Consider the following 11,271-nt stretch of genomic DNA (forward strand, 5'->3'; position numbering starts at 1 on the left):
GGCGGGGAGGGTGGAGATCGTGGAAGGGGATCAGGAGCCGTTGGAGGGCTCGGAGTCGTTCTGCAGCAGCCGGATTCCCGTGCTGTCCTGCAGCTGCTTGAGCAGGGTGGCCAGGGACAGGTTGACCTGCCCCTCGCGCTCGCCGATCAGGGTCACTTCTTCAACCTCGACCGGCTGAACCGTGTCGCTCAGCATGGTGAGCAACGGCTCCAGCTTTTGCAACAGGAACAACCGTTTGGCGTCGTCGCCGGAGCGTCGGAGCGACTCCACCAGTTCCCGGAGACCCTCGGCCTGGGAACGACCCTGTTCCACGATCGTGGCGGCCTCACCCTTGGCATCGGCGATCATCGTCAGCGATTCGGATTCCGCCGGTGCGATCACATCGGCTTCGAGCTGTTGCATCACCTGCTTGATGCGTTCCTCCTGCACAGGCACTTCGGCCTGGGCCCGGGCCAGCTCGGCTCCGACCATCGCTTCCACCTCCGCCACCAACGCATCACGGCCGGTGAGGGCATCCTGCATGCGTTTCTCCGCCTCCGCTGTCGCCACCGCCAGCTCCTTGTCCAGTCGGCGCAGCGCGGTGATCCGCTCGTTCTCGGCCTTCTTCACCGCTGACTGGGAGCTGGCCTCCGCTTCGGCGATGCGCGAGTCCCGCTTCAGCTCCACCAGCTGCTTGCGACCGATCGAATCGAGATAGCGAACGTCATCGGAGATGTTCTGGATCTGCAGGGTGTCCAGCACCAGTCCGAGTTTCTGCAGATCGTCCTCCGCCTCCTCCAGCAGGGTGCGGGCGAAGGTCACCTTGTCCTCGTTGAGCTGCTCGGGGGTGAGGCTGGCCATCACACCGCGCAGATTGCCCTCCAGCGTCTCCTTGGCGATGTGTCGGATCTCGTCCTGTGATTTGCCGATCAGGCGTTCGATCGCGTTGTGGATGCCCGGCTCATCACCGGAGATCTTGATGTTCGCGACGCCGGAGACGTTCAGGGGAATCCCGCCCCGGGAGTAGGCGTTCTCCACCCTCAGGTCGATGATCATGTTGCTGAGGTCAAGGCGCATCACCTCCTCAAGCAGGGGGATGCGCAGGGCGCTGCCGCCTCGCACGGTGCGATATCCCACCGGCTGACCGCTGCCGGTGGTCCGCCGCAGGCCGGCGAAGATCAGCACTTCACTGGGCTGGCAGATGTAGTACAGCTGACGCAGCAGCACGACGAACGCCCAGATGCCGGCGGCGCCGGTGAGACCGAGTGCGATGAACATCAGTGATTCTCCTGGGAGTTGGTCAGGGTGCCGAGCAGATCGATGCCGAGAATCTCGTTCACCTGCTCGAAGAACTGGCGCACCACCACGTGGTTGAGGGCCACAAGACTGGCGAGGGACTGGGCGCCGTTGCCATCCAGAGCGGTGACCCGCTGAAGTTTCAGGCGGGCCGGCAGACGCGTGGCCTGGGAGAGCACCATCTCGATCTGCTGCAGCAGAAACACCAGCTCCGCGGTGCTGCCCGCTTCCTCCCACACCTGGGTGAGCAGGTCATTGACCAGAGCACTGGCCTTGACGTCCTCCGCCGTGGCCGCCGCCTGGCCTCGGGCCCGCAGTTCCTTGGCCTTCTGACTGGCTTGGGCCGGCAGCACCTCCTCCGCCTTCAGCCGCAGGCGCTCCAGCTCCGCACGCACCCTCTGCAGCTGCTGCTCGGCTCGGGCCCTGGCCTCCTGCTCAGCCGCCTTCGTGCGCTCCTCCTCGGAGCGGGCCTGCTTGTCCATCTGCGCCACCTTGGTGCGCACCTCATTGGTTTTCTGCAGCACAACGGTGTCCGCCTCGGTGCGCATCACCTCGGCCACCTCCTCCATCTGCGCTTCCACCCGCTCGGCCTGACCGATCGCCTCCGCTTCGGCGATCTCCGCATCGCGGACGATCTGGGCGACGCGGCGTCGGCTGATCGAATTCAGGTAGTCCACGTCATCGAAGACGCTCTGGATCTTGAGCGTGTCCAGCTGCAGCCCCAGTCGACGCATGTCCTGACCCACATCCTCGGCGATCTGCTCGGCGAAGCGGAGCCGGTCTTCGTTGACCTGTTCGGGGGTGAGCTGGGCCAGCACACTGCGCAGATTGCCTTCGAGGTTCTCCTTGGCCACCTGCACGATCTCCGAGGGGTCATGACCGAGGAAGCGCTCGATGGCGTTGTTGCGCACCTCCGGATCGGTGCTCACCTTGACGTTGGCGATGGCCTGGATGTTCAGCGGGGTTCCGCCGTGGGAATAGGCGTTGCGCACCTCCACCACCACCGGCAGCAGCGTGACGTCGACACGGCGGGCGGTTTCGAGAATCGGCTTGACGAAGGTCCAGCCACCGTTGGCCACCACCCGGTATCCCTTCATGCCCTGGCTGCCCTGGTCCGAGCGGGAACCGGTCACCACGAGCATCTCGTTGGGTCGGCAGATGCGGATCATCCAGCGGCTGATCAGAGTCAGGGCGATCAGCCCGATGAAGACACCGCCGACAGCGCCCAGCACAACGGAGTTGTCACTGCGCCCGTTGCTCCACATCGGCGGGGATGCCGGTTGCACCTGCAGCAGGGGCTGCTTCTGAAGTGGTGGCCCTTTCATTCGATTCGGCAGGAGATGTCTTCCCTAGCGCCGATCCTGTCGATCCGCCATCAAATGCGATCCACCCGCAGGGTGTGCCCGTCACAGGCCACCACCACCACCGTGGTGCCCTGTGGCAAGCTTCCCCCGTTGCTGACGGCCGGTCGGCGGATCAGGCTGCCGCGGGCCGTCAGCTCCACGAAGCCGCGGCTCTCCGCTTCGATCGCCAGGGTGACGATGCCCTCCCGCCCGATCAGATCAGCGCTGCGCACCAGGCTGTCGACGTCCCGCCGGCCCATCAGGCCCAGCAGCCGTGCTGCGGCCAGTCCCATGGCCACTCCCATCCCAAGAGCCACGACCACCGTCGGCAGAACGGTGCCGCTGCGGGTCAGCAGGCTGAGCAGCAGACCGCACAGACCGAACCCGCACAGGCCGAAGGACCAGAACGGGGTGCTGAACAGCAGGCTGAGATTGCCGCCGGCTCCATCGGCGTCGGCCCCGCTGTCGCCCTCCAGAGACAGGGCGATGAGCACACCCCCGGCAAGCAGGCAGAACAGGTAGGTGAGCAGCATGGTTGGCGGTGCTCACTCCAGTCTGGCTCGCATCAGCTCCGTGAGTGCCTGCTCGAGATCGTTGGTGAGCTGCTGCACGGCCCGGCGGCGGTTGCTGCGGTAGTCGGCCACCCGTGGTTGCACGGCGAGCGCCTCTCCGAGACTCAGTTCGACCCGCTGCGGACCGAGGGAAGGCTTGCCGTTCCAGGGGCTGGCCTCGATCCATCCGATCGCCTCCTCCACCAGCAGCACCATCTCGGCGAAGCGGTCGAAGTCCGGTTGATCGCTCACGTAGTGACCGCTGACGCTGGTGAAGTGCTCCACCAGGCGCATGCGCGTCAGCTGCTGATCCGCTTCTCGCGCCTCCCAGTCCGCCAGGCTGCGCTCGAGCGGTGGCAGCTGATCGAGGTTCTCGCGGTAGATGCGGTCCCAGGCCGCCTGTTCGATGCGGCGGCAGCGCTCCTGCAATGTGCCGCTGGCCCGCAGTCCGAAATGGCTTTCAGCCTTGCGAAGTCCATGCAGTCGGTAGGCCTCGATCCGCTGGGTCAACGGTTGATCCTGCTCCGGACGCAGCCGTTCCAGCTGTTCGAGGGCCTCGATCAGCTCCGCGCCGATGCGCAGAAGCCGTTCCCGGCGGTTCCCCTGATCCTCCGGGCTCAGCCCGAGGTGCTGCTCGAGTGCGGTCAGCCGCGCTTCCAGAGCCGCCCAGTCCGGTCGACGCCAGCTGTAGCGGATGCCGACAGGAATCACATGAAGCGGACGGGGATCGTCCGCTTCATCCATGTCTTCCGCTGCCCAGAAGGCCAGCTGGGCCACCCCCGGTTCGAGGGGAGCCATCTCGCCGGAGAGGTTGTTGGTCGCTCCTTCAGGGGCCACCACCAGGGCGTGGCGACCCTGGGCCAGAGCATCGCGGGCCTGTTTCAGTGCAGGTCGGTCGAGCCGTCCCCGGTGGATCGCGATGCCGCCGCACCGCTGCAGCAGCCAACCGATCAACGGTCCGGCCCAGAGCGGGATGCCGCGGTCGTAGAGGAACCGCAGTTCGATCGGGCGCGGCAGTGTCAGTCCAAGCCGGCGCGCAGCCTCAGGCACCCGCGTCCAGAACAGATCCGCCAGCACCAGCGGATCCCGCGGGCTGGGATGCCGGAAGGCGAGCAGAAGGGTTCGCTCCCCCTGCTGCTGGGCGGCGAATTCCCGCGCCAGCCCCTCGTCGGCATTGCCATGGTCCAGTTGCAGCCGCTGACTGGCGAACACCCAAGGCAGCAGACGACGCAACACGCCCTGCACCGTGCGGCTTGCCCGGGTCGGCAGACGCCTCAGGGCTGGTCTGGCGGACTGGATCGATGCGTGCGGCACGCGTCAGAGGCAGACCACCCGAGCCTGATCGGCTGCTGGGGAATCAGGTCCCTCCCCGGGACGGACCCGCACCTGGACCTGCCCGGTCGACCGGACTGAAAGACTGAGGTCTGCGGCCCGATGCGGCGGTGATGTCGTTCCTGCTGGACCCCCTCAGTCATGCCTTCATGGTGCGGGCGCTGCTGGTCAGTGCCCTGGTGGGAGGAGTCTGCGGTCTGCTCTCCTGCTACATGACGCTCAAGGGCTGGGCGCTGATGGGCGACGCCGTTTCCCATGCGGTGCTTCCCGGCGTGGTGGTGGCCTATGCCCTCGGCCTGCCGTTCTCCCTCGGTGCCTTCGTCTTCGGCGTCGGCTCGGTGGCTGCCATCGGCTTCGTCAAGCAGAAATCGCGCGTGAAGGAGGACACGGTGATCGGTCTGGTGTTCACCGGTTTCTTCGCCCTCGGGCTGGTGCTGGTGTCGAAGACCCGCAGCAACATCGACCTCACCCACATCCTGTTCGGCAACGTTCTGGGCATCTCCTCGGCCGACCTGCAGCAGACCCTGCTCATCTCCGCTCTGGTGGTGTCGCTGCTGCTGCTGTTCCGGCGCGATCTGATGCTGTTCTGCTTCGATCCCACCCACGCCCGCTCGATCGGCATCAACACCGGACTGCTCCACTACATGCTGCTGGGGCTGCTGTCGCTGGCTGCCGTCGCCGGTCTGCAGACCGTCGGCATCATCCTGGTGGTGGCGATGCTGGTGACCCCCGGGGCCACGGCTTACCTGCTCACGGATCGCTTCGATCGGATGACCCTGCTGGCGGTGCTCAGCAGCGTGCTCTCCAGTGTGCTGGGGGTGTTCATCAGCTACTGGAGCGACAGCTCCACAGCCGGTTGCATCGTGCTGGTGCAGACGGCCCAGTTCCTGCTGGCCTTTCTGCTGGCCCCCCGCCACGGTGTGCTGAGGAGTCACTCCAACCTCAGCCCCTGATCCGCGGTTCGCATCCATGACCGAGACCACTGTTCTGGATTTCAGGCTCAGCAACAGCTTCGAGGAGTACCGCGATCACATGAACGCCCCGGAGCAGCAGGCGATGTTCGCTCAGATGGGCGTCAGCACCTTCTACATCGGTGTCTGCAAGGACGATCCGACGCGGGCCACCGTGATGTTCCAGGGGCCTGAGAACGTCCTCCACGATGTGTTCATCAACCCGGAGACCAAGCCTGTGGTGGAAGCCTCCGGACACGTCTACGACGGCACCGTGATCACCCGCTGGCTGGCCTGAAGGCCGGCAGCACCTGCCGGTAGCCGTTGGCCTCAACCACGGTGAGATCGGTGTCGAACAGAGCGCTCAGCCGCTCGGCGGTGAGCATCTCTGCCGGTGATCCATCCCCCACCACAGTTCCACCATCCAGAAACAGCACCCGCTGCATTTCAGGAACGATGGTGTCGATGCGATGCGTCACCTGCACCACCGTCGTGCCGTTGCGGCACAGCTGCCGCAGGGTCTGCAGCAGCTGATGGGCGGCCTTCAGATCAAGGGCACGGCTCGGTTCATCGAGCACCAGAACCTCGGGCGAGTGCACGAGGGCGCGGGCGATCATCAGCCGTCGTCGCTGGCCATCGGACAGCTGCCCGAAGCGCTGCTCTGCGATGGTCTCCAGACCCAGCTGGTGCAGCAGGGCATCGCCATGGCGGCGTTGGTTGGGAGTGGGCGTCTGATCCCGGCCGAGACGCATCGAGCCGAACAGGCCGCTGAGCACCACATCACGGGCTTCGATCCCTGGGGGAAAACGCGTTTCCAGCTCCGTGGTCACCACCCCGAGCCGGCTTCGCAGCTGCCAGAGATTCACCGTCTCGCTGCCGAACAGCTTCAGGTGGGCGTCAGCCTGCACGATCGGATGGAGGCTGCGCTCGATCAGTTTCACCAACGTGCTTTTGCCGGCCCCGTTGGGTCCCAGCACCGTTGTCGACTGCCCCAGTGCAAGGGTCAGATTGAGCTGATGGATCACGGGCCGGCCGCTCAGCCAGGCCTCCACCTGCCGGGCTTCGAACCACACCTCAGCCATCGGCTTCCGCCAGCAGCCGGTCGATCACCACCCGGAGGCCAGGAGCGATCGGCCGCGTCTCGCCGCAATGATCGCTCCAGACGTGGCCGCTGCTCAGTTCCTCCATCGATGTCAGCTTCAGGTCCTGCCCCTCCTGCAGATGCAGACGTTCGATCGGATCGGTCAGGTCTCCTCGGAACACGTGGGCGATGCGGCTGCCGTTGTCGTGGCTGAACCAGAGCGGCAGGGCCGTCTCCGGTCTCCAGCCGATCTCCTCCTCCAGTTCGCGCAGCACCGCCTGCTCCGGGGCCTCTCCCGCTTCGACGTGTCCGCCGAACAGACCCCAGTGGCCCGGGTAGATGATCGTGTCGATGTCATCGCGCAGCTGCAGCAGCCAGCAGCCGTCGCGTTGCAGCATCGCCAGGGCGACGGAGTAGGTCATCGAACGGTCTGCCGAATCATTTGATGGGCAGCAGCTTCGGGTGAACGTCGGCGCCGACCTTGCCCTCCACTTTCACCGACCCCCCGATGCGGACCGTGTCGTCCACCTTCACCGTTCCGGTCACGGGGAAGCTGTCCCTGGCGGTCACGCTGATGGGTTGTTCGATGGCATCCACCCGGGCTGTCACCGCACCACCGACCTTCACCGGGGCCTCGATGCTCCGAACGGTGATCGGGCCCTTGATCGCCAGCGGCGCCTGGCCGCTGATCTCGACCTGATCCTTCACGCCGACCGTGCCTGTCACGGGCAGCGGGTCTTCGGTGCGGATCGTGATGGCCGCGGGCATCACCAGACGTTCCACATCCAGTCCGCCCTCGATGCGCACTGGGATCGGATTCCTCAGCAGACGGACCGCGGTCCAGGCGAGCACCACCGCTGCCGCCGCGAGCACGATGCTGGAGACCACGATGGCTGCGGGCCAGCGGTAGGCCAGCAGCAGCTCGTCGCGACGGTTGGATGTCGTCATGGGGAACAGGCGCTGCGGTCATCACATCCCCTCGTCGGATCGGGTGCAAGTCCCTGGTCCCGTCTGTCTCGCCTAGCGCATCCAGAGGGCCAGTCCGCCGCCGCGTCCTCTGGCGCTGAGCCGACCCTGTTCCCGATCCAGACCGATCAGCGCGAAGAACGGCATGCGTCGGGCGTCGGGCTGCGGCAGGCCCCGCTCGAACAGCGTCAGCGTGCCAAGGCTGAGGCGAACGCTCCTGAAGCTGAACATCAGCAGCGGCCGTCGACCTGTGAGTTCGGCTTCTCCATCGAAGCGAAGACGCAGCGAACCGAGATTCACCTGATTGGCGATCCGCAGGGCTCCGTCCGTCTCCTCTCCGCTGAGGATCAGGCAGGCGCCGAGTCCTCTGAGCAGGGCCGCGGAGGCTGCCGGAGCCGGGGTTCCGTCACGGCTCCATGTGGCCCTGAGCCGCCAGGTCCCGATCAGGGAGGCCATGGTGATGCCGCTGCCGCTGCGGCGGCACTGCCGCTCGAGAGCCAGCAGATCCTCGCCGCTGGGAAGGCTGTCGGTTGGGATCATGGGCAGACGCAGCCCTGCCATCTTTGACGACATTTCTCCTGCGTGGCCTCCGGATCGGATCCAGCACGATTGCGATCGTTGAACTGCTGCGCAGCGACTGGGTCGGCGGTGGTCTGGCCAGCCTCGCCTGGCTCGTGTTCGTTCAGGTGGAACGCCGTCGTTCCGCAGGTGAAGAGGACGGACCCAACGACGACGCGTGAACGGGCTGAGCCTCAGCTCTTCTGACCAACCGCAAATTCCAGGTCAGCCCAGCTCAACTCCACCCATTTCAACCCCTCCTCGATTTCCAGCCTGAGAGCGGCAGCGTCTTCCGCAGCCCCTGCGTCGACCAAGTCCAGATACCTCTGGTACTCGGCCATCCAAGCAACGAGATTCGGGGTGCTGTTGGTCATGAAGCCATTGAACACCGAGGGAAGCGGAGCTTGTTGGTTCAGATCCAACCGATAGCAATTGCACCTGTTTGGGGGTATCGATCCGTTTCGTCCTGTTGGGAGGTTGGTCCCATCAAGGCAGGAGGCAGCAATGGCCCCGTCGGCTTTTCATCAAACGTTCACCGGTCGAACCTGCTTGAAGTGGTCTGCGGATGGCTCCCTGTCTGAGCACGACCATCAGGAGCTGATGAAACGTCTCTGCTCGGTTGATCCAGTCCTGGCTGAAACCGACGTCTGCGACGTCCAGAACGATGTCGCGCTGACCGGTTACGAGTCGGCCCAGATGAAACGCTTCCTTCGCTCCCAAGCAGAAGACCCAGAGACCAGGGAGGTGGCCTGATCCATCGAATCCCGGAGTGATTCAGCACCCCATTTGGGGGTATCGACAGCATCACTCCCAGGGGTTCACTGCGTTCACCGAGGTCTCAACAGGAAGAAGACCTTGGTTGCGTCGCGGTCTGGAGGTGATGCCACCTCCAGATTTTCTTCGGGAGGTTTCCGTGCTGGTCGGTCTCTTCCAGATGTTGCACGACTGGCCTCCTCAAGCTTCAACCTTCAAGCTCTGGTGATCCGTGCTGTTCATAGTTGAAATCCTGCAGTCCGTACTGAGCCAACCGTTTTCCGGAGCGACGATCACTCAACGCCACCACCAAATCGCTCTCGCTCCAGTTCCGTCGGTTGATCAGCTCATTGAAGGCTTCCATCGCTTCGTCGAGATCCTCGTAGTCGCCCACCTGGCGGTACTGCCGCGAGTCTTCGCCGACTGAAATTGCGAACGTCATTCCTCAGGCAGTTCCCGATGGGAGGAGTCTGGCCAATTCGCCTGATCACCGATCGATGTCAACCTGCCGTTGACGCCACCCCTTCATGACCCCACCTCAGCCCCTGCTGGACCGTCTCGCTGAAATCCCCGGAATGCAGCGGGGTTGCCGGCGACTGGTGCTGCTGTTCAGTCAGCTCGGGGATTTCGACTCCCTGGAGTACGCCCAGGCGTTGGTGCCGGCACTTCCTTCTCTGGATCGGGCCGGCATCCGCCTGCTGGCCATCGGCATCGGGGATTCTGCTGGAGCCGAGCGTTTTGCGACCTTCACCGGCTTTCCCCGCGATCGGCTGCAGGTGGAGAGCGATGCGCAGCTGCACCGCGCCTGTGGTCTGTACGAAGGACTCGCCACCGGGGCAGGTGCCTGGCCTGATCTGCTGCTGATGTGCGCCGGGTTCGGCTCCCCTGGGACCCTCGCCGAGGTGTTCCGTGGTTACAGCGGCGATCGCTCGGCAGCGCAGCGGTTTGACAGCCCCCTGTTCCGGCTTGCTGGGGGCGACGGGTTCCAGAGACCGTTCGAACTGGCCACGGTGCGGTTGAACAACATGATCGAGGTGCTGGGTCGCTGGCGCCGATATGTGCCGGACGATCGCTGGATGTGTCAGCGCGGCGGCACCTTTCTGCTCGAAGAGGACGATTCCCTGCTCTACGAGCATCGCGATCGCGGCATCCTCGGGTTCTCCGAAACGATGAATCGTCCGCTCCAGTTTCTGGATCCCTATCTGGCGGTCTGAACGATCCTCACCGTCAGGTGTCGAACAGGTCGTTCAGGGACAGATCGTCTCGACGCAGCAGGGCGAACGTGGTGCCGGCATTGCCGCGGCAGATGCGCAGCTGCTGATCCAGCACGGTGATGTCGAGCCAGGCCGGGAAGCTCTGCTGCACATCCCGCAGCAGTTGCAGGCGTCCTCCACCGGGCAGCTGCGGTCCCACCCAGCCTCCGCGGCGGAAGCGGACCTCCACACGACATCCCTCCAGCTGTTTCAGATCGGCCTGAACGCTGATGCCGGCGAGAACCCCCAGAGCACCTCTCAGCCGCAGCAGGTTGCAGCCGCGCCCATTCTCCGGATCCAGGGCCTGCAGGTTGTCCAGCCAGGGAGCCTGTTTCAGCCAGGGTTGCGTCGAGCTGCTCCAGCGCAGCTCCCAGACCCCGCTCAGCAGATCAGCGTCAAGGGGCAGGTCCGCCGGCTGCTCCTGTTCCAACCGCTCCACCAGCTGGGGCAGATCCTTGGCGGAAGGGTCGTGGCGCAGCCGCTCCAGCAGTGTGTTCCGCGTCTGTGTCACCGTCCCTGCAGTTCAGGTGCCGCCATGCTGTCCGGTCCGCGTCCGATCCGCCGTCGTCTGTGTGGCCTTCTGCTGGCCCTGCTGACGACTCCTTTGACGGCCCCTCATCCGTTGCTGGCATCGGAGGCCTGGGCGCCGGCTGCGGAGCCGGAGGCCTGGAGGATCCGCCGTGATCGTCTGCTCGCCTCCGGACGCCTTCCTGCTGCGGACTGGGTGTACATGGACTCGATGGGCACGGATCGCCTCGAGGCCGGGGAGTATCTGAGCAATCCCAGCCGCTCCGGAGATGTGGTCACCTTCGAGGCGGCTGTGATGCTGCGGCGGGCCGGAGAGCGAGCCTGGACCGTGCGATCGATCCCGATGCGCGCCCGCTGTGATCTGGGCGTGATGGAACGCCGGAATGAATCCGGTGAGTGGGGCCCCTACCCCGGTCGACCCGACACGGCCGTTAAGGTCCGCTGGATCTGCAGGCAGTCATGACCCGCCCGGCCTTTCTGTACGAGCAACCGGAGCGATTCGGGGAATCCCTCACCACCTCCCGCCCGTGGAACACAACGGCCCTGGCTTCGGTCGAACGTCTCAACGGCAGAGCCGCGATGATCGGTTTCACGGCCGCTGTGGTCGGGGAACTGATCAGCGGACACGGCATCGTCGGTCAGCTGACGGCGGTGGTGCGCTGGTACCTGGAGCTGGGCTGA

The 11,271-nt window shown here is 65.2% G+C and carries 18 protein-coding genes; 7 read left to right on the plus strand and 11 right to left on the minus strand.

Translation table 11 applies throughout. The features are described 5' to 3' along the window. Positions 1-30: 30 nt before the first annotated feature. The 4 genes from KR49_RS01230 to KR49_RS01245 are packed head-to-tail and all read right to left on the minus strand — an operon-like array spanning position 31 to position 4,483. Complete coding sequence (locus KR49_RS01230) at positions 31-1,257, minus strand: flotillin family protein (protein ID WP_043690922.1); 1,227 nt, start codon at positions 1,255-1,257, stop codon at positions 31-33. Continuing rightward, entirely contained in the window at positions 1,257-2,600 is a 1,344-nt protein-coding gene (locus tag KR49_RS01235; RefSeq protein ID WP_043690924.1) for a flotillin family protein, read from the minus strand. The genes KR49_RS01230 and KR49_RS01235 overlap by 1 nt, the downstream gene beginning before the upstream one ends. Positions 2,601-2,650: 50 nt before the next feature. Beyond that, positions 2,651-3,151, minus strand: coding sequence for an NfeD family protein (locus tag KR49_RS01240; protein WP_043690926.1), 501 nt, complete (start codon positions 3,149-3,151; stop codon positions 2,651-2,653). A gap of 12 nt (positions 3,152-3,163) precedes the next feature. After that, positions 3,164-4,483 carry a 1-acyl-sn-glycerol-3-phosphate acyltransferase gene (locus KR49_RS01245; RefSeq protein WP_043690929.1) on the minus strand — a complete coding sequence of 440 codons (1,320 nt, stop codon included), beginning with the start codon at positions 4,481-4,483 and terminating at the stop codon, positions 3,164-3,166. Positions 4,484-4,614: 131 nt separating this feature from the next. Here KR49_RS01245 and KR49_RS01250 point away from each other — a divergent pair, with 131 nt between their 5' ends. Both KR49_RS01250 and KR49_RS01255 read left to right on the plus strand, forming a co-directional pair. Continuing rightward, on the plus strand, positions 4,615-5,454 hold the full coding sequence (locus tag KR49_RS01250) for a metal ABC transporter permease (protein ID WP_043690934.1): 840 nt from the start codon (positions 4,615-4,617) through the stop codon (positions 5,452-5,454). Between the two features lie 16 nt (positions 5,455-5,470). Then, positions 5,471-5,749: a DUF3764 family protein gene (locus KR49_RS01255; protein WP_043690936.1), complete on the plus strand. Its 279-nt coding sequence runs from the start codon at positions 5,471-5,473 to the stop codon at positions 5,747-5,749. Here the strand turns inward: KR49_RS01255 and KR49_RS01260 are convergent. From KR49_RS01260 to KR49_RS01275, 4 genes are all read right to left on the minus strand, one after another. Beyond that, positions 5,730-6,533, minus strand: a complete 804-nt coding sequence (locus KR49_RS01260) for an ABC transporter ATP-binding protein (protein WP_043690939.1) — start codon at positions 6,531-6,533, stop codon at positions 5,730-5,732. The two genes, KR49_RS01255 and KR49_RS01260, sit on opposite strands and share 20 nt — an antisense overlap. Further along, positions 6,526-6,954, minus strand: a complete 429-nt coding sequence (locus KR49_RS01265) for an NUDIX hydrolase (protein WP_043690941.1) — start codon at positions 6,952-6,954, stop codon at positions 6,526-6,528. Before KR49_RS01265 ends, KR49_RS01260 begins: the two co-directional genes overlap by 8 nt. Before the next feature lie 16 nt (positions 6,955-6,970). Continuing rightward, the gene (locus KR49_RS01270) at positions 6,971-7,480 is read right to left on the minus strand and encodes a hypothetical protein (RefSeq protein ID WP_043690944.1); all 510 of its coding nucleotides are present in this window, start codon (positions 7,478-7,480) and stop codon (positions 6,971-6,973) included. Positions 7,481-7,552: 72 nt separating this feature from the next. Next, the gene (locus KR49_RS01275) at positions 7,553-8,038 is read right to left on the minus strand and encodes a hypothetical protein (RefSeq protein ID WP_043696431.1); all 486 of its coding nucleotides are present in this window, start codon (positions 8,036-8,038) and stop codon (positions 7,553-7,555) included. 23 nt (positions 8,039-8,061) lie between these two features. Here KR49_RS01275 and KR49_RS01280 point away from each other — a divergent pair, with 23 nt between their 5' ends. After that, positions 8,062-8,238 (plus strand): hypothetical protein, encoded by a 177-nt coding sequence (locus KR49_RS01280; protein ID WP_371257641.1) that lies wholly within the window; start codon positions 8,062-8,064, stop codon positions 8,236-8,238. A 12-nt stretch (positions 8,239-8,250) separates the two neighbouring features. Here KR49_RS01280 and KR49_RS01285 read toward each other — a convergent pair whose 3' ends face one another. Further along, positions 8,251-8,430 carry a hypothetical protein gene (locus KR49_RS01285; protein ID WP_071839757.1) on the minus strand — a complete coding sequence of 60 codons (180 nt, stop codon included), beginning with the start codon at positions 8,428-8,430 and terminating at the stop codon, positions 8,251-8,253. A 175-nt stretch (positions 8,431-8,605) separates the two neighbouring features. Between KR49_RS01285 and KR49_RS01290 the strand changes: the two genes are divergently transcribed. After that, complete coding sequence (locus KR49_RS01290; RefSeq protein WP_156957071.1) at positions 8,606-8,809, plus strand: hypothetical protein; 204 nt, start codon at positions 8,606-8,608, stop codon at positions 8,807-8,809. Between the two features lie 208 nt (positions 8,810-9,017). On the opposite strand, the gene KR49_RS01295 is transcribed toward KR49_RS01290, so the two are convergent. Beyond that, the gene (locus KR49_RS01295; RefSeq protein ID WP_043690950.1) at positions 9,018-9,251 is read right to left on the minus strand and encodes a hypothetical protein; all 234 of its coding nucleotides are present in this window, start codon (positions 9,249-9,251) and stop codon (positions 9,018-9,020) included. 85 nt (positions 9,252-9,336) lie between these two features. Between KR49_RS01295 and KR49_RS01300 the strand changes: the two genes are divergently transcribed. Further along, on the plus strand, positions 9,337-10,023 hold the full coding sequence (locus tag KR49_RS01300) for a peroxiredoxin-like family protein (protein ID WP_043690952.1): 687 nt from the start codon (positions 9,337-9,339) through the stop codon (positions 10,021-10,023). A gap of 13 nt (positions 10,024-10,036) precedes the next feature. Here the strand turns inward: KR49_RS01300 and KR49_RS01305 are convergent, their stop codons facing one another. Continuing rightward, positions 10,037-10,573, minus strand: a complete 537-nt coding sequence (locus KR49_RS01305) for a PAP/fibrillin family protein (RefSeq protein ID WP_043690953.1) — start codon at positions 10,571-10,573, stop codon at positions 10,037-10,039. 24 nt (positions 10,574-10,597) lie between these two features. On the opposite strand from KR49_RS01305, the gene KR49_RS01310 reads away from it, so the two are divergent. Both KR49_RS01310 and KR49_RS01315 read left to right on the plus strand, forming a co-directional pair. Then, complete coding sequence (locus KR49_RS01310; RefSeq protein WP_043690955.1) at positions 10,598-11,053, plus strand: hypothetical protein; 456 nt, start codon at positions 10,598-10,600, stop codon at positions 11,051-11,053. Continuing rightward, positions 11,050-11,271 carry a chlorophyll a/b-binding protein gene (locus KR49_RS01315; protein ID WP_043690957.1) on the plus strand — a complete coding sequence of 74 codons (222 nt, stop codon included), beginning with the start codon at positions 11,050-11,052 and terminating at the stop codon, positions 11,269-11,271. Before KR49_RS01310 ends, KR49_RS01315 begins: the two co-directional genes overlap by 4 nt.

The organism is Synechococcus sp. KORDI-49 (genome assembly GCF_000737575.1).
Classification (GTDB): Bacteria; Cyanobacteriota; Cyanobacteriia; order PCC-6307; family Cyanobiaceae; genus Parasynechococcus.